We start from the raw sequence: 21976 nt of genomic DNA, 5'->3' as shown, positions 1-21976 counted from the left end.
GATCGTCCCCGGGGGGCGGGACGGCGGGGCCGGGCGGGCGCCCGGGGGCGGGCCCCGGGCGCCGGGGTGGTCAGGCGACGGCCGACAGCAGCGGCTCGACGTCGCGGGCGGCCTCGGGGCCGTAGGCGCGGTCCAGGCGGGTCAGCAGGTCGGGGGCGAGCAGCTTGTACTCCTGCGGGCCGACCGACTCCAGGACCACCGTGGCCAGCGCGCAGCCGAGCTGCGCCGCGCGCCGGTACGGCAGCTCGCCCGCGACACCGGCGAGGAACCCGGCGCGGAAGGCGTCGCCGACACCGGTCGGGTCGGCCACCGCGCCGCACGGCGCCGCGGGCACGTCCAGGCGCGCCGAGCCACCGGACAGCAGGCTCACCCCGCCCGCGCCGCGGGTGACGACCCAGGTGCCCACCCGGCGCAGCACCTCCTCCTCGCCCCAGCCGGTGCGCTCGCGCAGCAGCGCCGCCTCGTACTCGTTGGTGAACAGCCAGCGCGCCCCGGCCACCAGGCGCCTGACCTGCTCGCCGTCGAGGCGGGCGAGCTGCTGGGAGGGGTCGGCGGCCACGTCCACGTCCAGGTCGTGGGCGGCCGCGGTGTGCCGCAGCATGGCCATCGGGTCGTCGGCGCCGACCAGCACCAGGTCCAGGCCGCCCGCGGCGCGGTGCACGTCGGCGAGGCGGATCTCCCGCGCCTCGGCCATCGCGCCCGCGTAGAAGGTGGCGATCTGGTTCTGCTCCGCGTCGGTGGTGCACACGAAGCGCGCGGTGTGCAGGTGCTCGCTCACCCGCACGCAGGAGGTGTCCACGCCGTGCGAGTCCAGCCACCGCCGGTACTCGGCGAAGTCCGTGCCGACCGCGCCGACCAGCACCGGGGTCCGGCCCAGCCGGGCCAGGCCCAGCGCGATGTTCGCCGCCACACCGCCGCGCCGCACCTGGAGGGTGTCGGCGAGGAAGGACAGGGAGACATGGGCGAGCTGGTCCGGCAGCAACTGCTCGGCGAAGCGGCCGGGGAACGTCATCAGATGATCGGTGGCGATCGAGCCCGTGACGGCTATGCGCATCTCGACTCCTGTGGTCGGCTCTGCGGGGGTGCGGCGGGTCCTGCCGGTGGCCAGGACCCGCCGTGCGGCGCGGTGGTGCGCCCCCAGGAGAACCCGGGCGGCTCGCGGCCGAAGGGAGCGCCGGGGCGGCACCGGGCCTCGGGCCGTGCCGCCCCGGCGCCCCGGCGCGGGGGAGGAGTGCCGGACGGCGGGCCGGGCGCCGGGCGGGGGACACCGGCGCGGGGCCCGCCGTCCGGCGGTCAGGGGGCCTGCGCCGCCAGGGCCTCCTCGCCGTCCGGCGCCGCGACCACCCGCGGGGCCGGCGACGAGCGGCGCAGCGCCAGCGTGACCAGCAGGCCGACCGCCATGCCCGCCGCGGTCAGCAGCACCACCAGGAACTCGCCGTCCGCGGTGGCCGTCCGCAGCGCCTCGCCGGTCTTGCCCTCCGTGCCGATGTCCGCGATCACGGTGAACAGGGCCAGGCCGATGGCGTTGCCGAGGTTGAGCGTGGTGGAGGCCACGCCGTTGGCGACGCCCTGCTCCTCGGGCGCGGTGCCGGTGGCGGCGGCGCTCCACATGGCCGTCCACACGATGCCCTGCCCGACGCCGGAGACGATCAGGCCCGGCACCAGCACGCCGTAACCCGCGTCCACGTCGAACCCGAACGCCATGGCCACCGTGCCGACCACGCCGATGACGAAGCCGATCACCAGCGTGGTGCGGTTGCCGATGCGGCTGGCGAACCGCTCGCCCAACTGGGTGCCCGCGGCGATGGACACGGACGGGATGAGGAACGCCACGCCCGTCTCGAGCGCGCTGTAGCCGTGCACGCTCTGCATCAGGACGGTGAGGAAGTACGGCAGCACACCGAAGGTGCCCATGTAGATGAACGTGACGGTCATGCCGACCGTCAGGTTCCGGTTGCGGAACAGCCGGAACGGCATCAGCGGGTCGGCGCTGCGCGTCTCGACGGTCGCGAACACGGCGAGCAGCACCACGGACAGCGCGAACGCGCCGACCACCAGCGGATCGCCCCAGCCCAGCTCGGGCCCCTCGACCAGCGCGAACACCAGCAGGGTCGCGCCGCCGGTGACGCTCAGCGCGCCCGGCAGGTCGAACTTGCGGCGCTCGGTGCGGGCCGGGTCGCGGGGGATGACGAACAGGGCGGCCAGGGCGACCAGACCGGCGAGCGGAACGTTGACGAAGAACACCGAGGGCCAGCCGAAGCTCTCGGTGAGCACGCCGCCGAGCAGGGCGCCCAGGGTCAGGCCGCTCGCGCCGGCGCCGCCCCACACCGCCAGGGCCCGGTTGCGCCGCGGGCCCTCCTCGAACAGCGTGTTGATCAGGGAGAGGGTGGACGGCAGCAGCAGCGCGCCGCCGATGCCCTGGAACGCGCGGGCGACGACGATGACCGCGGGGTGGCCCGCCAGGCCCCCCGCCAGCGACGAGACGGCGTACAGGCTCAGCGCCAGGACGAACATCCGACGGCGGCCGAGCAGGTCGGCGGCGCGCCCGCCGAACAGCAGGAAGCCGCCGGCCGCGACGACGTAGGCGCTCACCACGGCCTGCTGGGTCTGACCGGGGAAGCCCAGGTCGGAGCCGATCTCCGGCAGGGCGACGAACACGATGTTCAGGTCGAGCCCGTAGATGAGCTGGGCGAGGGCCAGCAGCGCCAGGGTCCAGCCGAGCCGCCGCTTGGCGCCGCCCGGGGGCTGCCCGTGCAGCGCGGACGAAGTGGACATGGGAAGGCGTCCCTTCTCGGGAACGGATGGGAATCGGGGCGGCGGACGGGAGATGAGGCCCATCCGGGTCGCGAACTGTTCGTATCTTTACGTACACTCGGACTGTTCGGCAACCCGGACCGGTCGACAACCTGGCGTGCGCGTCCGGGAGTTGGGCGGACGGGCCCGCGCCCGCCGTGGGGCGCGGCCCGCCGCGCGGCCCGTGTGCCGTGCCGGCCGCGCGACCGGGGAGGAGGAACATTCGTACGTATGTCGCGGTACCGTGGTGACATGAGTCTCCGTCACCCACACCGCGACGACATCCGGATCGAAAGCGTCCTGTCGGCGCTGGGCAGCCCCGTACGGCTCGCCGTGGTGCGCGTGCTCGACGCCGGAGGGGAGCACAACTGCGGCAGCGTGCTCAACGTCATCGGCGTGACCGCGAAGTCCACCATGACCCACCACTGGCGGGTCCTGCGGGACAGCGGCGTCATCCGGCAGCAGCCCTCCGGGCGGGAGAACCTGCTCTCACTGCGCCGCGAGGACCTCGACGCGCGCTACCCCGGGCTGCTCGACGCCATCCTGGCCGGCGCCCGCGGCGACGAGGCGGCCGAGGCCCTCGGCATCTCCTCGCGCTGACGCCGGACGGGCCCAGGCGCCCGCCGATCCGCATGGTCGCGAGCCGCCCCGCGCCCGCGGTGCGCGCCGGTCCGGGCACCGCCACCGCCACCACAGGAGAGGGACACCATGCAATTCGGGATCTACAGCGTCGGCGACGTCACCCCCGACCCCACCACGGGTCGGGTGCCGACCGAGCACGAGCGCATCAGGTCGATGGTGACGATCGCGCTGAAGGCGGAGGAGGTCGGGCTCGACGTCTTCGCCACCGGCGAGCACCACAACCCGCCCCACGTGCCCACCTCGCCCACCACCCTGCTCGCCTACATCGCCGCCCGCACGGAGCGGATCATCCTGTCCACCGCGGTCACCCTGATCACCACCAACGACCCCGTGAAGATCGCCGAGGACTACGCGCTGCTCCAGCACCTCGCCGGGGGCCGCGTCGACCTGGTGCTCGGCCGCGGCAACACCGCGCCGGTGTACCCGTGGTTCGGCAAGGACATCCGGCTCGGCATCCCCCTGGCGCTGGAGAACTACGCGCTGCTGCACCGGCTGTGGCGCGAGCGCGACCTGGACTGGCAGGGCCGGTTCCGCACGCCCCTGTACCAGTTCACCGCCACCCCCCGGCCGCTCGACGGCGTGCCGCCGTTCGTGTGGCACGGCTCCATCCGCAGCCCGGAGATCGCCGTGCAGGCCGGGATGTACGGCGATGGGTTCTTCGCCAGCAACATCCTGTGGCCCAAGGAGCACTTCCAGGAGCTGATCGCGCTGTACCGCGAGCACTGGGCGGCCAACGGGCACGGCGCCCCCGAGCAGGCGGTGGTCGGCCTGGGCGGGCAGGCGTTCCTGCGGCGGCGGTCCCAGGACGCCGTGGAGGAGTTCCGGCCCTACTTCGACCACGCCCCGGTGTACGGCGGCGGGCCCTCCCTGGAGGAGTTCATGGAGATCACCCCGCTGTCGGTCGGCAGCCCGGGACAGGTGATCGACAAGACGCTGCGCTTCCGCGAGTACTTCGGCGACTACCAGCGGCAGATGTTCGTCATGGACCACGCGGGGCTCCCGCTGAAGACCGTGCTGGAGCAGCTCGACCTGCTCGGCGAGGAGGTGGTGCCGGTGCTGCGCAGGGAGTTCGCGGCCCGGCGCGCCCCGGGCACGGCCGAGCCGCCGCTCCACCCGGCGGTGCGGGCGGCGGCAGGCCGGCCCCGGCCGGCCGACGCGGCGCGGGCGGCGTCCGCCGGATAGGGCCGCCCTCGCCTCCCCCGGGCCGGGGCGGCCCCGGGGAGGCGGCAGGCCGAGCACCGGGCCCCGCCGGAGGATCCGGCGGGGCCCGGTGCTGTGCGCCGCGGCGGGTGCCGCCGGCCTCGGGTGCCCGGTCAGGGCTTGCGGGCGACCAGCACCCCGTTGGCGCCCTGGCCCTCGAACGGGGTGACGCCCTCGGACTTCAGGCCGAACTCGGCCATCCACTGCCCGTACTCGGCGGCCGTGTAGTTGCGGCCCCACGTTTCCACCAGCATGTTCAGGCTCATCAGCGCCGCCGGGGCGGGGCCGCGCTTGTCGTCGTCCACGAACGACTCGGTGATGAGCAGCACCCCGCCCGAGGGCAGCGCCTCGGCGCAGGCCCGCAGGATCCTGCGGGCGTCCTCGATGCCCCAGTCGTGCAGGATGTTCGACAGCAGGATCGCGTCGTGGCCGGAGGGCACCCCGCCGACCTCGAAGAAGTCGCCGCTGGCGAAGCCGATCCGGTCCGCCAGGCCCGCCTCGACCACCCGGGGCCTGGTCAGCTCGCACACGAACGGCAGGTCGAAGACGGTCGCCCGCAGGTGCGGGTAGCGCCGGCACAGCTCGATGTCGTACGCGGCGCCGCCGCCGCCGACGTCCAGCAGCGAGGTGACGGTGGTGAAGTCGAAGTGCTCGCCGAGCTGCTTGGCGGTGTACGCCGACAGCGAGTGCATCGCGTCCCAGAAGTGCTCCTTGACCACCGGGTCGTCCGGCTGGAACAGCGACTTCTGGTTCTCCACGTCCCAGGTCGTCGGGTGGTTGCCGCGCAGCGAGTCCAGCATCTTCATGTACGCCGGGTACTCGTGCTTGTCGACCAGGGTCACCCAGCCGCCGAAGTACCGGGGCTTGTCCTTGACCAGGAACTCCTCCGAGACCGCCGTGTTGCGGTACCGGCCCTCGTCGTCGAGCTCCAGCAGGTCCAGCGAGACCAGCGCGGTGAGCAGCAGCTCGGCGGGCCGCTCGTGGATGCCGTGCCGGCCGGCGAAGCCCTCCAGGGTGGTGGTGCCGCCACCGGCGAGCTCGGTGAACACCTCCAGTTCGGTGGCCAGGGCCAGCGCCTTGAAGGCGTAGACGCCCAGGGTGAGGTCCATCAGGGGAGTGGGGGTCAGGGGCGACGTCATGCGGTGCCTCCAGTCGTGGGGTGGTGGGCCGGGATCCGGCGGGCCGACGCCGGTGTGCCTGGGCGTCAGTTCGACAGTGCGACAGTACGTATTGAATCGTACGGTGGGGCGGGTGGGCCAGCGGAGGACCGCGACTTTGCCAAGTCCGGTGCCCCGCCAGGGAGGGGCGGGCGGCTCAGACGCCCTGCGGGACGGAGCGGTCGGCGGGGGCAGGCCAGGCGAACGCCCGGTCGCTGTACACCAGCGGCGGCGCGCCGCCCGTGTGCGCCTGCTCCACCCGGCCGACCAGGATGCTGTGGTCGCCGCCGTCCAGGATGTCGTGCATGCGGCAGGCGACCCGGGCCGCCGCCCCGGGCAGCCCCGGCAGGCCCAGTTCGCACGGCACCATGTCACCGGCGGCGAACCGGTCGGCGCCCGAGGCGGCGAACCGCAGCGCCACCTCGGCCTGGTCCCGTGCCAGCACGTTCACCAGGAAGTGCTCGGCCGAGGTGAACGCGCCGTGCGTGCTGGCGCCGCGGCCCAGGCAGAGCAGCACCAGCGGCGGGTCCAGGGACAGCGAGGCGAACGAGCTCCCGGTGAAGCCCCAGCGCCGCCCGGAGGCGTCCAGCGTGGTGGCGACGGTGACGGGTGCGGGCACCCGGGCCATCGTCCGGGTGAAGTCCGCGGGATGCACAGGCATGGCGGTGTCCGTTTCGGGGGAGGGGGTCGCGGGGCGGGGGCGCCGGGGCGGAGCGGGCGGCGGCGCGCGCCACCTCACTCCCGGAAGTCGACGATGGTCTTCAGATCCGTCGTGAACCGGTAGTTCTCCAGGATCTCCACCAGCCCGTCGTAGTCGCTGAAGCTGTGCACGGTGGACAGCAGCGCCTTGCCGTCCACCACCCCGGACAGCAGCATCTGCATCGCCGAGGCGATGACGTTGGCGGTCTTGTGCATGGGGAAGCTCGTCACGTCGAACGGCGCGGACCGTATGGTGATGCCCTTGGCGAGCATCAGCCACGTGTCGAACTTCTGCATCTCCTGCGACGCCCCGTACAGCACGTACCGCCCGCCCGCGCGCAGCTTCCGCATCGCCACCCGGCGCGGGTCCCGGTCCTCGGCCACGCCCTTGACGGTGGGCAGCGCGTCGAAGACGTAGTCGAACGTGCCGTCCGGCACCGTCTCGATCAGCTCCTCCGGCAGGTACGCCCGCTCGGAGAAGTGCCGCGCCGCGAACGCGTTGCGCGCGGGGTTGCTGTCCACCGAGACCACGGAGTTCGGCGCCAGCAGCCGCCTGATGACGCTGCCCGCGATGATGCCGATCGGGCCGGTGCCCAGGACGAGCACCCGGTCGCCGATGCCCGGCGGGTTCGACAGCACCGACCGCAGCGCCCCGGTGACCGGCTCGATGAACGACGCCTCCAGGTCGCCCAGCTCGTCGGGGACCTTCACCGCCGCGGCGCGCCGGTCGTCGAAGAAGTCCCGGTCCGCCCGGAAGACGTCCTCCTTGACCTGCCCGGAGAAGATCGGCCGGACGCTGCGGTACTCGGCGAACCCGCCGAAGTCCGTCTGGCCCCAGTACACCACCCGGTCCCCGACCCGGACGCCGGCGCCGCCCTGGTCGAACTCCGGGCCGATGTCGATCACTTCTCCCAGGTACTCGTGCCCGAGGATGACCGGATACTCCGAGGGGAACAGGTGCCCCTCGAAGAAGGAGATGTCGGTCGAGCAGATCGACACGCAGCGCGTCTTCATCAGCAGCCCGTCCGCGGGGGTGGGCGGCACGGGGATGTCGGCGAGGACCGTCTTGCGCGGGGCGAGCAACTGAACGGCCTTCATCGTCTCCATGGGAGTCAGCCCTCTTTTCGTCTTCCGTCGGTTTCCATCAGGTGCGCCGCGGGCTTCCCTGGGGTCCGCGGCGCGCGGGCGAGGGGGCGGCTACCGCCGCATGCGCAGCTCGCCGCCCAGCAGGTACTGGCCGACCATCTCGAAGTGGGTGTGCGAGAGCGTGATGTGCTTGACGGCCGAGTGGACGTCGCGGAAGCAGCGCTCCAGCCGGCTGGTGGCGTACAGGGAGCTGGCCCCGGCGAGCTCGTACACGGTGTCCACCGCGGCCACCGTCTTCTCGGCGACCGTGGCGGCGGTGAGGCGCACCAGCGCGGTCAGGGCGTCGCCCCCGGTCGGGCCGGACTCGGTGACGCGCCGCGCGGCGTCCTCCAGCAGCACCCGCGCGGTGTGCACCTGCATCTCCGCCCGGGCCAGCCGGTCCTGCACGGTGTGGCCCGAGGCCAGGGCGGAGGTGGCGGCGGCCGGGGTCTTGCGCACGGCCAGTCGCCGGAACGACTCCAGCGCGTCCCGCGCGATGCCCAGGGCGGTGGAGGCGGAGGTGAACGGGCCGAAGTCGTAGTAGCTGACGGCGTAGGCGCGCGAGGGCCGCTCGGCCGGCGGCCGGTGCATGTCGGCCACCGGCACCGTGAACTCCCGCGGCACGTGCACGCCGTTGACCCGGTAGTGGTTGCTGCCCGTGCCCCGCAGCCCGACCGTGTACCAGGTGTCGAGCAGCTCCGCCTTGGCGCACGGGACGAACAGCATCAGCACCTCGGGCTGCCCGTCCGGGCCGCGGCGCACCTGCCCCGCGTCGGTGACGAAGGCCGCGCACACCAGCCAGTCGGCGTGCGCGGAGCCGCTGGCGTACGCCCACTCGCCGCTGAGCGTGTAGCCGTCCCCGGACGGCTCCGCGTGCCCCGAGGGGTTGACGCCGCCGACCACCAGGCCGGAGTGGTCCTTGAACATGGTGCGCGCCGCGGACTCCGGCAGGTAGTCCGACAGCCGGCCGATGGCGCCCTGGACGCCCATCTGCCAGGCCACGGACGCGTCCAGCCCGGCGAGCGCCTGGATCACGGCGGAGCCCGCGGCGATCGACGCCTGCTCGCCGCCGAACTCCCGGGACACCCACATCCGGGGGATGCCCGCGTCGCGCAGCGCCTCGAAGACCGGGCGCGGGGTGACGCGCTCGCGCTCGGCCTCCTCGCGGTGGGCCTCGATGACCGGGGCGATCCTCTCCACCCGGGCCAGCCACTCCCGGGTCTGCTCGGACGGGCCGGTACGGAACAGTTCGCGCGCGGTGGCGGCAGGGCTCACGGCAGTCAACTCCACAGTCGTCGGTCGCGGGGTCGGAGAAGGCGGTGGTCGGTGCTTTTCGGGCGATGCGGGCGATACCGGTGGCGCATTTCGCTTCGTTAGTACGCGAACATGCGTACTTTAGCCGCGAAGGCGGCCCCTGGCGCTCGGTCATCGGGGGCGTATCCACGCTGATACGCGTAGGGGAGTGCGGGGTGCGCCGCGTGCGGTGCTCCCGGTGCGCTCCGCCGGGGGAGGGGAGGTGGCCTGGAGGGAACCGCTCGAGCGGCGCACCCGGCACCGTCCGCGGAGAGCGGAGCGGGACGGTTGGGGTCCCACCCGTGTCACGGATCGCGGAGAGCCGACCCGTCCGGTGCTTTCCTGCCAGGATTCTGAGGCAGCCGATGGGCCGGGACAACCCCGACTTGCGGAAGTCGCAGCCGGGTTCGGCGCCGGCCGCCGCCGGTCAGGCGCAGGAGGACCCGGCGACCGGCCGCGAGGGGACCGCGCCGTCCCCGGCCCGGGCGCAGAGCTGCCGGAACGCGTACGCGGCGGAGGACATCGTCATGTGATGGTGCCAGCCGGGATAGGAGCGGCCCTCGAAGTCCTGCACGCCGAAGTGGGCCTCCATGTCGGCCACGGCGGCGGCGGAGGCCGGGGCGTGGCGGGCCAGGGCCAGCACCTCGTCCACCCGCCGGTCGGTGAAGCTGGTGATCCAGTACCGGGCGCCCTGCCGGGCACCGGCCGCGGGGTGCATCAGCGCCCGGTACCTGCGCGACGCCAGGGGCTCGGGCGTGCCCTCCTGCACGGGGAGCCGCACCGGCGCGGAGTGGACGGTGGTCAGCTCCGGCCGCCCCAGCGGCGTCTGCTGACGCACGGCCAGATGGGGCTGCCTGGCCTGGCCGCGCGCCATCACCTCGCCGATGCCCAGCGCCGGGGCCGTGGTGCTCGGCGGCACCACGGGCTGCCCCGGGCCCACCTCGCAGACGAAGTCCAGGCCGCGCCGGGCCAGGCCCGCGACGACCGCGCCCGCCACCGGGGTGCGGCGCAGGTCCACCGCCCAGGGGACGGCGGCGAGCCCGGGGTGGGCGGAGACCGCCGTGGCGAAGTCCAGGATGTGCGCCCAGGCCGGGCGGGCCGAGACCGACTCGGGGATCCGGGCGCGGCGCCTGCGCTGCTCGTCCCGGCACCACGAGTCGCCGAGCACCAGGCTCCAGTCCACCGGCACGCAGCAGGACTCCGCGCACAGGAACAGGCCGAGCGCCAACTGGCAGTTGATGGTGCGGCCCGAGTCGGCGTCGAAGCGCCGGTGCACCCCGACGGAGTGCTCACCGCGCTTGGGGATGACCAGCTCCGCCACGCTCCACGCCCGCGGCGCGGTGCGCGCGGCCACGGCGCGGGCCAGGCACTGCCGCACGGGCGTCCAGTCCCAGGGGCTGGCGTTGATGAACTGCTGGAGCCCGTGGGAGGCGGCGGGGCCGGGCGAGACCGCCTTGGCCAGCCGTTGCAGCGTCTTCTTGCCGCTGACGCTGAGCAGTCCGCTCAGGTAGGCCCTGGCCCAGCGCCGCTGATCCGCGCGCTGCAACGGCTCGAAGACCTCCTCCACGAACGTCCGAAGTAAGAGCGTGTCGGCCGGCGCGGCCTCTCTCGTGTCGCTCGGCGGCATGTGAGATCACTCCCCCTTGTGTGGCTCGCATCCTGACAGGCGCTCCGCCCAGTGAGCTCGCGACTAAATTACCTTCTCAAATGTCGTTTTCTGGTCAGAGTCTGGCTACTTTGCCACCTCATACGCTGACCAGCGCGGACACACCGTGTGCGGACGCTCACCGTACTGGCGCGCACCGCGGCTCGACCGGGTGTGCGGCGCCCGTCGACCTCGGCACGAGCAACCTGTCAGGGCGGTCTCACCCCCGCCGCAGCGCCGCGGCGCGGGCCCGCCCCGGAGCCGCCGCCCCGCGCCGCGGTGGCCTGATCGGCTGCCGTCCGGGCCCCGCCCCGCTTGACGAAGCCGCCACGGCGGCGGATTCTCCGGACACGGCGGACGACCGGGCCGGTCCGTACCGCGCCGGGGACCGGCGCTCCGGGCCCGGCGCACCGCCGCGGGACGCCCCGCCGAGGCGGGCCCGCCGCCGCTTTGACACATCTTTCACTGACCGGTGCCACTCTGTTTCTGGGAGGACGGCAGCCGGTGAGCGGTCGCCACGCGGTACAGACGGCTTCACGGGGGAAAGCCGCCGCCGCGCGACGGGGGAACCGCGAAACCGCCCGGCTGCCGTCCCGGACCCGGCCCCCGGCGGCCCCACCTCCGCCGGGGGCACCAAACCGCCGGGGGCCCGCGCCTCGCCGGAGCGGCGCCCCGGCGAGGCCGCCCGTCGGCCGACCCCGTCAGCAGCTCTGGACGCCCTCGGTCTGCCGCTCGTCCAGCGCGGCCCGCAGCCGCCGGCCGTCCAGGACGCCCATGGCCTCGTACGCCTCGAGCGCCTGCCCCCGGCACCGCCGCGCCGCCGCCGGCTCACCGGCCGCCGCCATCGCGTCGCCCAGCAGCTCCAGGCTCCGCGCCCCGCCCAGCCGGTACCCGGTGCCGCGGTGCACCGCCAGCGCCGACTCCGCCTGGCGGGCCGCCTCCTCGTACGCCCCGCGCGCCGCGTGCGCCGCCGCCAGCTCCTCCAGCGCCTCGCCCTCCGTCAGCCGGAACCCGTGCCGCCTGGCTATCAGCACCGCCTGCCGGGCGTGCGCCACCGCGTCGTCCGGCCGCGCCAGACCCCGGTGCGCCGCCGCCATCCCCACGTGCGCGGCCGCCTCGCCCCGGTGGCAGCCGATCTCCGCGGCGACCCGCAGCGCCCTGCGGTGGTGGTCCAGCGCCTCCGCCACGTCGCCCAGCCGGCACAGGATGGAGCCCAGCGTGTTGAGGACGTCCGACTCCAGCATGCGGCGGTTGGTGCGGTGCACCACCTGGAGCGCGCGCTCGGCGTTGATCAGCGCGAGCCGCATATAGCCCGAGTCCCGCAGCACCAGCGCCAGCTCCTGGAACGACGACTCCTGGTAGTACGGCGTGTGGCTCTCCTGGCCGAGCTTCAGCGCGTCGTTCAGGCTGCGGCGGGCCTCGCCCAGATTGCCCAGATAGCGGTGCACCACCCCCAGCGAGCGCAGCGTGGTGTCCGTGGTGAGCAGGCTGTCGTGCTTGACGCTCAGCTCCGTGGCCGCCTCCACGTGCGCCAGCGCCTCGTCCAGATGCCCGAGCTCGGCGCGGACGAAGCCGAGCAGCGCCAGCGCCATGCCCTCGCCGGCCGGCTCCCCGCAGCGGCGCATCTCCTCCAGCGCCCGCGTCAGATGAGCGGTCGCGGCCTCCAGCCGGCCCTGCTCGCGCTCGCCGAGCCCCACCACCAGCCGGTTGGTCTCGCCGAGCAGCCGGGCCCCGGCGAGCTCCGCCAGCTCCACCGCGCGGCCGGCGTGCCGGACCGCGCCCGCGTAGTCGGCGAACTGGAGGTACGCGTCGGCGAGGCTGCCGTGTATCGCCGCCTGGCCCAGCTCGCTCCGGCAGGCCACCGCGGCGCGCAGCCCCGCGTGGGCGGCGCGCAGCCACTCCGCGCGCTGGCCGCCGATCACGAAGTGGCCGTGCAGCGCGTCCGCGAGCTGCCACGCCAGGGAGTGCATGCCGTGGTCCGCGGCGTGCTCGATGCAGCTCAGCAGGTTGTAGCGCTCGGCGTTGACCCAGGACCACGCCTCCTGCGGGTCGTTGAAGGTGTGCGGCACCACCCCCGCCGCCGTGTGCCTGACCAGCACGAACCTGGCGTGGATCGGGCCGTAGATGGCGAGCGCCGCGCTGTCGGTGGTGACCAGGCCCCAGCCCAGCAGGCGCCGCACGGCCGCCTCCCGCTCCGGCGCCGGGTCCTCCCGCTCGGCGCGCTCCCGCGCGTACAGGCGCAGCAGGTCGTGCAGGTGGTAGCGGCCCGGCTCATAGGACTCGATCATGTGGCGGGCCGCCAACTGGTCCAGCAGCCGCTCCGCCTCGGCCTGCGGGCACCCGGCCAGCGCCGCCGCGGCCGGCGCGGTGATGTCCGGTCCCGGCACCAGGCCCAGCAGCCGGAACACCCGCCTGGCCGCCGGGGGCAGCGCGTCGTACGACAGGTCGAACGTGGCCTGCACGGCGCTGCGCCGGTCGCCCTCCAGGTGCAGCTCGGCGAAGCGGTCGCCCTCCCGCAGCGCGCGGGCCATGTCGGCGATGCCGCGGTGCCTGCCCCCGGCCAGGTTCGCCGCGCAGATCCGCAGCGCCAGCGGCAGGTGCCCGCACAGCCGGGCCAGCTCCCGCGCCGCCTCCGGCTCGGCCCGCACCCGCTCCTCGCCGAGGATCCGCGCCAGCAGCGCCACGGACTCCTCCTCGGTGAACACGTCCAGGCTGATGCGGCGCGCGTCGTGGAACGCGGTCAGGCCCCGCAGGTCGTGCCGGCTGGTGACGACGACGAGACAGCTCGCCGAGCCCGGCAGCAGCGGCCTGACCTGCTCCAGCGAGGCCGCGTCGTCCAGCAGCAGCAGCATCCGCCGGTCCGCGAGCAGCGACCGGTACAGGCTCTCCTTCTCGTCCTGGCTCACGGGGATGTGCGCCGGGCCCACGCCGAGCGCGCGCAGCAGCCGGCCCAGGGCCTGGTCGGCGGTGAGCGGGTCGGTCAGGGCGTAGCCGCGCAGGTTCACATGCAACTGGCCGTCGGGGAAGCGGTCGGCGACCCGGCGCATCCAGTGCACCGCGAGCGCCGTCTTGCCGACCCCGGCCGTGCCGGAGACCGAGGAGATCACCAGCGCCCGGCCGGGCCGCGCGCTCTCCCCGAGCAGCGCGTCCATGGCCCGCACGTACGAGTCGCGGCCGGTGAAGCTCGCCACGTCCGGCGGCAGTTGGCGCGGCACGGGCGCGGCCGGCCGCGGCCGCACCGGCGCCGCCGGCTCCGGGTCGGACTCCAGGATCCGCTGGTGCAGCTCCTGGAGCGGCCGCCCCGGCCGCACCCCGAGCTCCTCGTCCAGCAGCCGGTACACCTGGCGGTAGGCGGCCAGGGCGTCGGCCCGCCGGCCGGAGCGGGACAGCGCCAGGATCAACTGCGACCACAGCCGCTCGCGCAGCCGGTGCTCGCCCACCAGCGTGGTCAGCTCGCCCACCACCTCCTGGTAGCGGCCGAGCGCCAGCAGCGCGTCCACGCGGTCCTCGTGCGCGGCCAGGCGCTGCTCCTCCAGCCGGGTGGCCTCGGCGACGGCGAACGCCCGGTCGCCCACCCCGTCCAGCGCGGGCCCCCGCCACAGCGCCAGGGCCTGGTCGAGCGCGGCCAGGGCACCCGCCGGGTCGGCGTCGGCCACGGCGCGGCGGGCCCGCTCGGCCAGGTGCAGGAAGCGGGCCGCGTCGAGCTGCTCCTCGGCCAACCGGAGCGCGTAGCCGGGGTTGTTCCGGCCGCCGACGCTGACCAGCACGGCGTACCCGTCGTGCGCGCGGCGCCTGGGCTCCAGGACCCGGCGCAGATTGAGGATGTGGGTGCGCAGCGAGGCGGCGGCGCCCTCGGGGACGTCGTCCTCCCACATCAGGTCCAGCAGCCGCTCCCGGCTGACCGCCCGGCCGCGCGCGAGCACCAGGGCCGCGAGCAGCACCCGCTGCTGCGGACCGAGGGTGACCTCCTGGCCCTCCACCTCGACCGCGACCGGCCCGAGGACGCGCACCCGCACCGTGCTCGCCGGTGGGGCGCCGGTGTCCTCGCCCGCCGGATAGGTCGCACTGCCCACGCTGCCCCCGTTCCCCCGTGCCTGCGGCCGCCCGCGTGTTCCGGCTACCCAGCATAGGAGGGGAGATGATCGCCGGAACGGGACTCGCTCGGGGCGGAGTGCCGCTGATTTCGGTCAAGTTGGGGGCGTGGGGCAGGTGAGGCGGCGGGGAGTGGGGAAGGCGCGGGCTGTACCGGAATTCGACCCTCCCTCGACGCGCGGGGAGGGGGCGTCCGCCGCGGGGCCGGGAACGGGCGCCTCCGGCGATCGTTCGGCTGTCGCGTTACCATGGAACGGTGATCCCCCAGCACCCCGACCGTCATCAGATCCGGCTCGAGAACGTGCTCACGGCCCTGGGCAACCCCATGCGGCTGAAAGTGGTCCGCATCCTCGCCTCCGGCGGTGAGCACCCCTGCGGCACGGTGCTCGACGGAGTGTCGAAGTCCACGCTCACGCACCACTGGCGGGTCCTGCGCAGCAGCGGTGTCATCTGGCAGCGCCCGTCCGGCCGGGAGAACCTGCTCTCCCTGCGCCGCGAGGACCTCGACGCCCGCTTCCCCGGCCTGCTCGACTCCATCCTGAACGCCGCCGACCCCGACGAGGACGCCGAGAGCGCCGGCGCCGCGCTGGAGCCCTCCGCCCACTGACGGCGCGGCCCGGCCGGGGAGGCCCACGCCGGGGGCGGGCGCGGGCCCGTGACGGAGTGAAGCCTGCCCGGAGTGGTCTTCGTCACACGGCGGCGACCTGGCGGCCGCGGGCCGCGACAGTGTGTGCGGGCCCGCCGTGCCGGTCCGCGTCCCGCGCCGGCTCTCGCGCCGGCCCGTGCGCCGGTCCCGAGCACCGGCTTTCGCGTACTGGCATCGAAAGGTTCAGGTCCGTGTCCTCTTCCCACCGCCGCTCCGCCCGCCGCCGCGCCGACGCGGGGCGCTGGCCCCGCGTCGCCGTCGCCACCGGCGGCACGCTCCTGACGGTGGGCGCGGCGGCCGTCCTGCTCGCCGCGGTCAGCGGGCCCTCGGGCAACGTCGCCGTCCCGGACGGCGACCCGCACCTGCGGGCCAGCTTCTCCCCGGGCGCCGAGTCGGGCACCCCCTCCCGCGCCGCGCGCCCCACCCGCGAGACCGTCACCGCTCCGTCGGCCCCCGCCTCGTCCGCCGCGGCGTCGGCGACCCGGGGAGCCGAGGACGACGCGGAGGAGAGCGGGCCGCCCGCCACCGCGGGGGCGTCCTCGCCGCCCGCGCCCTCCGCGCCCCCGCCCGCACCCGGCGCCGGGCCGCTGCGGGCGGCCGCGGAGACCGACCCGAACAGCAGCCGCTACTGGTCCGCCGGCAACCTCACCGTCACCGCGACCGAGCAACTGACCGCCCTCACCGTGGACGTGCGCCTGGCCCAGACGGGCGGCGTGGAGGCGACCGGCCAGTGGAGCTCGCTGTCCGCCGACGACTTCCACGTCACCACGCGGCGGGAGGGCGAGGCCGTCGTCCTGCGCTGGACGCTGAAGCCGGGCCGCACCGTCCCGGCCGGCACCCACACCTTCACCGTGCAGTACACCTACGGCACCGACAGCCGCGCCCCGGGCGAGGACTCCTACTCCGTGCAGGGCAAGGCGACGAAGGGGACGGTCAGGACGTCGGGCACGTTCTAGCGGAACACCGGGCCGGGGGCGCCGCGAGCCGCGCCCCCGCGTCCGCTCGCCCCCGCGTCCGCCGGGCCGCCCGAGCGCGCCCCGGACGGCGGCGACCGCGCCCGCCGCGGGGCAGGGGCTCACCGAGGCCGCCTCCCGGCCTCTCTGCTCCCGGCTTTCCGGCCTGTCGGCCCTCGGTCTCTCGGCCTTCCGGCCTGTCGGCCCTCGGTCTCTCGGTCTGTCGGCCTTCCGGCCTTCCGGTCTCTCTGCCTTCCGGTCTCTCGGCGTTCCCCGGTCTCTCGGTCTCTCGGCTTCTTGGCTTCTCGGCCTCTCGGCTTCTTGGGCTTCTCGGCCTCTTGGCCTCTTGGCTTCCCGGCCTCCCGGCCTCCCAACGGCCGGGAGGCCGTACGCGCAGACCGGCCGGGCCCGCTTCCGCGGTGCCCGGCCGGTCCTCGTGCGTCGGTGAGCCGGTGGCTCAGCCGGTCGTGCAGCGCGCCAGGTTCAGGCGGAACGCGGACGGCTGCACGTCACCGAGCCGCCCCGTCGTCGCGTTGAACCCGAAGTGCACGGTCTCGCCCGGCCGCAGCCGCGTGTTCCACGTCTCCGGCGCGGCCGTCACGTACCGCCCGCGCTGCTGCACCTTCGCGCCCCAGGACTGGGTGACGGTCCGGTCGTCCGCGAAGCCCCAGTCCAGCGACCACGAGCCGAGCGCGGCCGTACCCGTGTTGCGGACCGCGACGTTCGCGGTGAACCCGCCGCTCCAGCGGTGCGCGGTGTACGTCACCTGGCAGGAGCCGGACGGCGCGGTTCCGCCGCCCAGGTCGTCCACGTACGACGCCACCCACGCCAGCGGGGCGTTCCAGTTGATGGCCACCTCGTTGGTCGAGTACGACTCGAGGTCGTCGATGTAGCACATCGCCGGGGCGCAGCCCTTCAGCTTCCGCTCCGCCACCGGGTCCTGGAGCGCCGCGTTCGGGCCGCCCGCCAGCGAGCCGGGCGCCGGGTGCGGCAGGTTCGGGTTCGCCTGCCGGGCCCAGAACCTGTGGTGCTGGTTGTGCGCGTCCCGCTCGCCGTAGCCGGTCACGTAGGACTGGTTCAGCGGGTTGCGGCCCAGGAGGTAGTCCATGCCGCGCAGCACCGCGTCGCGGTAGCCCGCCTTGCCGGTCAGGCCGTGTGCCGTCCCCAGCACCACCATGTTGTTGAGCACCTGGCTGTTGGAGCCCCACACGAAGGCGTTGGCGCCGGGCTGCATCGGCGTGCCGTAGTGCGCCTGCGCCGAGTCCTGCGCGTAGCCGTCCGCCGCCTCGGTGACCATCTTGCGCACCGCGGCGCGCTGCTCCGCGCTCAGCCCGTTGGGCACCGTGGCCAGGTCGAGCGCGCCCAGGCCCGCCGTCGCGCCCCAGGACATGCCGCCGCGGGGGAACACCGCCGCGGTGTCGCCGTGCAGCGGCGAGGAGGTCACCGCGTCGCGGTAGGCGGACTCGCCGGTCGTCACGTACAGCTCGGCCGCGGCCCAGTAGAACTCGTCGCGCACGTCGCCGTCGCTGTACGCGCCGCCGCCGGTGCCGTCGTTGGGGTCGGCGTACCGGTCCGGGTTCGCCTTCGCCGCGTCCCAGGCGGTGCGGGCCGCGGTCAGGCAGCGGTCCGCGAACGCCTTGTCGTACGGCGCGTACAGCCGGGCGCACTGCGCCGCGGCGGCGGCCAGGTTCAGCGTGGCGGCGGTGGACGGCGGGTGCAGCTCGCGCGGCTGCGGGTCCAGCTCGGGCCGCATCGGCAGGCCCGTCCACTCCTTGTCGTGCAGCTTGTGGTGCGCCATGCCCGCCAGCGGCTCGCCCTGTGGCACCTGCATGGCCAGCAGGAACTCCAGCTCCCAGCGGGCCTCGTCCAGCACGTCGGGGACGGCGTTGCCGCGCTCGGGCACCCGCAGCTTCCCGTCGCCGAGCGGCGCGCCGTCCGCGCCGGGGGCGTGCAGGGTGCGCTCGTACGCGGACATGAGCTGCGCCACGGAGATGCCGCCGTTGACCACGTACTTGCCGTGGTCGCCCGCGTCGTACCAGCCCTTCGGCACGTCCAGGGTGTAGTCGCAGGGGTTGTTGGCCCAGCAGGTCACGTCGTTGTCGCCCTGGTTGGGCGCCACGTTGAGGTGCCCGGCGGGACGGGCGTACTCCTCGCCGACGAGGTCCGCGTCGATCTCGATGCCGGCGCGGTTGTGGTAGAAGTACGCGAGCGCGTCCGAGCGCAGGGACCCGTACAGGTCGTCGCCGATGGAGAACGGCTCGCTGGTCTTCCCGTCGATGGTGACCGTGTAGCCCTCACCCTGCCGGGTGACCGCGGAGAAGTCGAAGGTGTGCACGGCCTGCCGCGAGGTGGGGTCCACCCCGGCGGGCGTGGTGCTGCCGGAGGCCACCTGGGCGCCCGCGGCGTCGTTCAGCCGCCACGGCAGCGCCTGCTCGGCGTTGGTGACGAAGGTGCCGCTCTTCGGGCCGTTCGTTAGATACCCCACCTGGTTCACCCGGACGGGGGAGCCGGTGTCGGGCTCGTAGACGGGCGGCTCGGCGCCGCCGCGCAGCGACACGTCGTCCAGGCAGAAGGTGAACGGCTCGGCGCTGCCGCCGATCTGGAACACGAGCTGCGCCGCGTCGTGGTCGGCGGCGGCCGTGAAGACGTGGCTGACCGTCCTCGCGGTGGGATCGACGGTGTCGTTGGAGGTGTGCTCCGAGGTCCAGGGCTCGGTGTTCATCTGCACGTTGGTGCGGACGGACACGGGAACGGTGGAGCTGGCCGAGAAGCTCAGCCGGTAGCTCTCGCCCGCGATCAGGGGCAGGTCGTCCTGGCCGACGATGGCGTCCCAGGGGTTGACGGTGCCGCCCGGCACCTGGGTGCACAGCCGTCCGTCGACCACGGAGGCGGAGGTGTTGCTCGTCCACCACCAGGAGGTGGTGCCGTTGGCGAAGTCGCCGTTGACGATCTGCTCGGGGCCCTCGTCCGCGGCGGCCGCGGTGGAGGTGGAGGCGGGCGCGGCGAGCACCGAGCCGGCGAGCACGGCGGCGAGCCCTAGCGCCGCCACGGTGCCGCGGCGGCGCGGGGTGTGGGGGGACGGAGGTGGCACGGTCGGTCCTTCCTGTGCGGGTGAAGAAGGAGGCGCATGCGTACGTCGGTGCCGCCCTCGGGAACTTTGGGAGCGCTCCCAAGGACGTGAGAATGGTTCGTCGCCGGAGGAGGAGCCGTCAAGAGATCGGACAAGGGTGCTGCTTGAGGAGGGGGGTGGGTTTGGTGCGGCGCGGGGGCGCGGGGGGCGCGGGGAGAGGGTGTGCGGGAGGGTTTTGCGGCGTGCGGGGGGACGGTGGGAGCGGGGCGTACGCTGCCTGCTGCCTGCTGTGCGCGGGGCGGGGCTCGTCGCGTGGCGCCGATGGCGACGGCTTCCCGTCGCGGCGCACCCCGCCCGTCCCGACCGGGCGGGTCTCAGCGGGCGTTGCCCAGGACCGCCGCCAAGAGGCCGGGGAAGCGGGTCGCGAGCTCCTCGTGGCGGAGGGTCATCACGCGCGCCTTGCCGGCTCGGCGGGTGTGGGTGAGGCCGGCCTCGCGCAGGATGCGCCAGTGGTTGGAGAGCGTCGAGCGCGGCACGTCCACGCCCGGCGGGCTGCACGTGCACTCCCCGTCCTCCGCCATCCGCCGGACCAGCGCCAGCCGCACCGGGTCGCCCAGCGCGTGCAGCACCGCGGCCAGCTCCAGGTCGTCGTGCCCGGTTTCCGCCATCCCCGCCTCCTCCTTCACGTGTGCGTCCCCCAGGGAGTGTCCGGCCATCCGCGTCGGATGAGCGCGCGACGGCTCCTCCCGCGCGGTGCGTCGCACGGCGGAGGATCTCCCGCGCGCCGGGCGTACGCGGGTGATCCGACCAGGCAGCGAGGCACCACGCCCGGAGGGGACGGTCGGACACCCCTTGGGGCCCGTCGTCGAATCCCCGCCCGCCCCGCGGCGCCCGGCACGCGCTCTCGCCGGCACCGCACCGGGCGAAAGCCCGAGCGCGTCCGGTGCGGGGACTTCCGCCCGGCATGCCGAGGGCGCGCGGCAGACGCCGCCGGGCCGCCCGCCCTTCGGGTGGCGACGGGATGCGACGACAGGCCCTAGTATGCAGATCACTTCCTCAATTCGGGAAAGTCGAAATGTTCAGTCGTTCCGGAGGGGCCATGCCCGTGCTCGCCACCTACGCCCGTGTCTACGTCGACGACCTCGACACCGCCCTGCCCACGTTCACCGAGCTCACCGGGGAGGAGCCGGGCCTGCGCTTCTCCTACCGGGGCCTGGAGCTGGCGAGCATCGGCGGCTACCTGCTCCTCGCGGGCAGCGAGGAGGCGCTGGCGCCGTACCGCGGCACCCACGCCACCGCGATCGTCGAGTCCGTCGAGGAGGTCCTGCGGCTGGCCGCCCGGCGCGGCGGGGAGGTGCTCGACGGCCCCAACGAGGTGCCCACCGGCCGCAACCTCACGGTGCGCCACCCGGGCGGCGCGACCATCGAGTACGTGGAGTTCCACGCCGCCGCCGCAAGCGCGGCGCTCGCCTGACGGCGGCGGGGGCGGGCCCGGCGGCCATCAGGCCGGGGTCACCCGGCTCCGGTGGAGCAGGCGGTGGGCCAGGAGGTGGCTCCCGGCCGTGGCCGCCGCGGCGAGCGCCGGTCCCCGCACCGCGTCGCGGGGACCGGCGGGGCGCGCCACCCCGGCGCGCCGCGGCCGGCCGCGGGCCCACAGGGTGAAGGGGACGACCACCAGCGGGGAGGTGACCACTCCCGGGGTGCAGCCGCGGACGGCCGCGGCCTGCCCCAGGTGCACCAGGCCGTGCAGCCCGAACCCGTCGAGCGCCGCCCGGTGGAAGGGGGAGCGCCCGCCGGTGCGGTGCCCGTCGGCGGTTGCGGCGGCGACCAGGGCGGCCATCCCGGCGACGGCCACCGCGAACTCGCGCCCGTCCGCGGACCCGAGCCGCCGCCACACCGACTCCTGCACCCGCGGGAAGCGCTCCCGCAGCTCGGGGACGCGGCGGCGGGTCCAGCCCGGCATCGCGGCCGGCTCCTCCGGATCGTGCACCGCCCACGCGGCGAGCAGCCCGAACGTGACGCCGCGGCCGACTCCCCCGTCCTGGCCCGCGGCCTTGTTTCCGGTCATGACGACAAGCCTGTCAACGCCGCCCCGCCCTCCCGCCGCCCACCTCACCTCGAACCCGGCGCCCGCAAGGGGGGACGCGTCAGGCAGACAGCCGCCCCGACCGAGCCCCGCCTCAGCCCACTCGCCTCAACCCGTCCCGCCCCCGCCGCCCAACTTCTCCATCCCGCCGACCTGGTAGGTACCCTCCCTGCCCCGCGGCAGCAGGTCCACCGTGACCCGGTGCGTGGCGTCCCGGGTGGCGCCGCCGCCGAGGTCGGCCGTCACCACGCCGATGCGCAGGCCGGCGCGGCCCGAGCCCTCGCGGCGGACCTGGACGGCGATCTCCAGCCTCACCTTCTCCACGGTGAACCGCAGCCCGCCGTCCAGCCTCTCGCTCTCGCGCTGCGCGGCCTCCAGGTCCGCGCGCACCTGCCGGATGACGTCGGCCAGGCCGATCTCGTCACCGAAAGCCGTCTCCCCCATGCCCGCCCCCACTGTCCCAGGCGTTCCGTCCCGCGATCCGTCGGCCCGATCCGTGAGCCCGATCCGTCAGCCCGAGCCGTCGGCGAGCCGTCCGCGAGCCGTTCCGCATGTGTCCGCGACCTGTCTGTCTG

General features: G+C 74.8%; 17 protein-coding genes. 5 read left to right on the top strand and 12 right to left on the bottom strand.

Features of this window, described 5'->3' with window-relative positions; genetic code table 11:
• Nucleotides 1–70: 70 nt before the first annotated feature.
• Nucleotides 71–1054, bottom strand: a complete 984-nt coding sequence (locus ACYVO2_RS08430) for a carbohydrate kinase family protein (protein WP_461006997.1) — start codon at nucleotides 1052–1054, stop codon at nucleotides 71–73.
• Between the two features lie 239 nt (nucleotides 1055–1293).
• Nucleotides 1294–2775: an MFS transporter gene (locus ACYVO2_RS08425; RefSeq protein ID WP_461006996.1), complete on the bottom strand. Its 1482-nt coding sequence runs from the start codon at nucleotides 2773–2775 to the stop codon at nucleotides 1294–1296.
• Between the two features lie 270 nt (nucleotides 2776–3045).
• On the opposite strand from ACYVO2_RS08425, the gene ACYVO2_RS08420 reads away from it, so the two are divergent.
• Complete coding sequence (locus tag ACYVO2_RS08420; RefSeq protein ID WP_461006995.1) at nucleotides 3046–3393, top strand: ArsR/SmtB family transcription factor; 348 nt, start codon at nucleotides 3046–3048, stop codon at nucleotides 3391–3393.
• A 108-nt stretch (nucleotides 3394–3501) separates the two neighbouring features.
• Complete coding sequence (locus ACYVO2_RS08415; protein WP_461006994.1) at nucleotides 3502–4617, top strand: LLM class flavin-dependent oxidoreductase; 1116 nt, start codon at nucleotides 3502–3504, stop codon at nucleotides 4615–4617.
• Between the two features lie 131 nt (nucleotides 4618–4748).
• Here the strand turns inward: ACYVO2_RS08415 and ACYVO2_RS08410 are convergent, their stop codons facing one another.
• The 6 genes from ACYVO2_RS08410 to ACYVO2_RS08385 all read right to left on the bottom strand — a co-directional run bounded on the left by ACYVO2_RS08410 (nucleotide 4749) and on the right by ACYVO2_RS08385 (nucleotide 14627).
• Nucleotides 4749–5774, bottom strand: a complete 1026-nt coding sequence (locus ACYVO2_RS08410) for a methyltransferase (protein ID WP_461006993.1) — start codon at nucleotides 5772–5774, stop codon at nucleotides 4749–4751.
• A 175-nt stretch (nucleotides 5775–5949) separates the two neighbouring features.
• Nucleotides 5950–6453 carry a flavin reductase family protein gene (locus tag ACYVO2_RS08405; protein ID WP_461006992.1) on the bottom strand — a complete coding sequence of 168 codons (504 nt, stop codon included), beginning with the start codon at nucleotides 6451–6453 and terminating at the stop codon, nucleotides 5950–5952.
• 74 nt (nucleotides 6454–6527) lie between these two features.
• The gene (locus ACYVO2_RS08400; protein ID WP_461006991.1) at nucleotides 6528–7598 is read right to left on the bottom strand and encodes a zinc-dependent alcohol dehydrogenase; all 1071 of its coding nucleotides are present in this window, start codon (nucleotides 7596–7598) and stop codon (nucleotides 6528–6530) included.
• A gap of 90 nt (nucleotides 7599–7688) precedes the next feature.
• On the bottom strand, nucleotides 7689–8891 hold the full coding sequence (locus ACYVO2_RS08395; RefSeq protein WP_461006990.1) for an acyl-CoA dehydrogenase family protein: 1203 nt from the start codon (nucleotides 8889–8891) through the stop codon (nucleotides 7689–7691).
• Nucleotides 8892–9336: 445 nt separating this feature from the next.
• Nucleotides 9337–10536: an IS701 family transposase gene (locus ACYVO2_RS08390; protein ID WP_461006989.1), complete on the bottom strand. Its 1200-nt coding sequence runs from the start codon at nucleotides 10534–10536 to the stop codon at nucleotides 9337–9339.
• A 719-nt stretch (nucleotides 10537–11255) separates the two neighbouring features.
• The gene (locus tag ACYVO2_RS08385; RefSeq protein ID WP_461006988.1) at nucleotides 11256–14627 is read right to left on the bottom strand and encodes an AfsR/SARP family transcriptional regulator; all 3372 of its coding nucleotides are present in this window, start codon (nucleotides 14625–14627) and stop codon (nucleotides 11256–11258) included.
• 275 nt (nucleotides 14628–14902) lie between these two features.
• Here ACYVO2_RS08385 and ACYVO2_RS08380 point away from each other — a divergent pair, with 275 nt between their 5' ends.
• Both ACYVO2_RS08380 and ACYVO2_RS08375 read left to right on the top strand, forming a co-directional pair.
• Nucleotides 14903–15253, top strand: a complete 351-nt coding sequence (locus ACYVO2_RS08380) for an ArsR/SmtB family transcription factor (protein WP_461006987.1) — start codon at nucleotides 14903–14905, stop codon at nucleotides 15251–15253.
• Between the two features lie 230 nt (nucleotides 15254–15483).
• Entirely contained in the window at nucleotides 15484–16248 is a 765-nt protein-coding gene (locus tag ACYVO2_RS08375; RefSeq protein ID WP_461006986.1) for a hypothetical protein, read from the top strand.
• Between the two features lie 454 nt (nucleotides 16249–16702).
• On the opposite strand, the gene ACYVO2_RS08370 is transcribed toward ACYVO2_RS08375, so the two are convergent.
• On the bottom strand, nucleotides 16703–19336 hold the full coding sequence (locus ACYVO2_RS08370; RefSeq protein WP_461006985.1) for a glycoside hydrolase family 9 protein: 2634 nt from the start codon (nucleotides 19334–19336) through the stop codon (nucleotides 16703–16705).
• Between the two features lie 353 nt (nucleotides 19337–19689).
• Nucleotides 19690–19983, bottom strand: coding sequence for an ArsR/SmtB family transcription factor (locus ACYVO2_RS08365; RefSeq protein WP_461006984.1), 294 nt, complete (start codon nucleotides 19981–19983; stop codon nucleotides 19690–19692).
• Between the two features lie 431 nt (nucleotides 19984–20414).
• On the opposite strand from ACYVO2_RS08365, the gene ACYVO2_RS08360 reads away from it, so the two are divergent.
• Nucleotides 20415–20789 (top strand): VOC family protein, encoded by a 375-nt coding sequence (locus tag ACYVO2_RS08360; RefSeq protein WP_461006983.1) that lies wholly within the window; start codon nucleotides 20415–20417, stop codon nucleotides 20787–20789.
• A 27-nt stretch (nucleotides 20790–20816) separates the two neighbouring features.
• On the opposite strand, the gene ACYVO2_RS08355 is transcribed toward ACYVO2_RS08360, so the two are convergent.
• Together ACYVO2_RS08355 and ACYVO2_RS08350 are read right to left on the bottom strand one after the other, a co-directional pair.
• Nucleotides 20817–21383, bottom strand: a complete 567-nt coding sequence (locus tag ACYVO2_RS08355) for an HXXEE domain-containing protein (protein WP_461006982.1) — start codon at nucleotides 21381–21383, stop codon at nucleotides 20817–20819.
• Between the two features lie 126 nt (nucleotides 21384–21509).
• On the bottom strand, nucleotides 21510–21845 hold the full coding sequence (locus ACYVO2_RS08350; protein WP_461006981.1) for a trypco2 family protein: 336 nt from the start codon (nucleotides 21843–21845) through the stop codon (nucleotides 21510–21512).
• Between the last annotated feature and the right edge of the window lie 131 nt (nucleotides 21846–21976).

The organism is Streptomyces capparidis (assembly GCF_054782095.1).
This window is presented reverse-complemented; position numbering and strand designations above follow the sequence as displayed.

Coding starts and splice junctions, on each gene's coding strand:
- ACYVO2_RS08430 (WP_461006997.1), bottom strand. CDS start 1,054: ATGCGCATAGCCGTCACGGGCTCGATCGCCACCGATCATCTGATGACG.
- ACYVO2_RS08425 (WP_461006996.1), bottom strand. CDS start 2,775: ATGTCCACTTCGTCCGCGCTGCACGGGCAGCCCCCGGGCGGCGCCAAG.
- ACYVO2_RS08420 (WP_461006995.1), top strand. CDS start 3,046: ATGAGTCTCCGTCACCCACACCGCGACGACATCCGGATCGAAAGCGTC.
- ACYVO2_RS08415 (WP_461006994.1), top strand. CDS start 3,502: ATGCAATTCGGGATCTACAGCGTCGGCGACGTCACCCCCGACCCCACC.
- ACYVO2_RS08410 (WP_461006993.1), bottom strand. CDS start 5,774: ATGACGTCGCCCCTGACCCCCACTCCCCTGATGGACCTCACCCTGGGC.
- ACYVO2_RS08405 (WP_461006992.1), bottom strand. CDS start 6,453: ATGCCTGTGCATCCCGCGGACTTCACCCGGACGATGGCCCGGGTGCCC.
- ACYVO2_RS08400 (WP_461006991.1), bottom strand. CDS start 7,598: ATGGAGACGATGAAGGCCGTTCAGTTGCTCGCCCCGCGCAAGACGGTC.
- ACYVO2_RS08390 (WP_461006989.1), bottom strand. CDS start 10,536: ATGCCGCCGAGCGACACGAGAGAGGCCGCGCCGGCCGACACGCTCTTA.
- ACYVO2_RS08365 (WP_461006984.1), bottom strand. CDS start 19,983: ATGGCGGAAACCGGGCACGACGACCTGGAGCTGGCCGCGGTGCTGCAC.
- ACYVO2_RS08360 (WP_461006983.1), top strand. CDS start 20,415: ATGCCCGTGCTCGCCACCTACGCCCGTGTCTACGTCGACGACCTCGAC.
- ACYVO2_RS08355 (WP_461006982.1), bottom strand. CDS start 21,383: ATGACCGGAAACAAGGCCGCGGGCCAGGACGGGGGAGTCGGCCGCGGC.
- ACYVO2_RS08350 (WP_461006981.1), bottom strand. CDS start 21,845: ATGGGGGAGACGGCTTTCGGTGACGAGATCGGCCTGGCCGACGTCATC.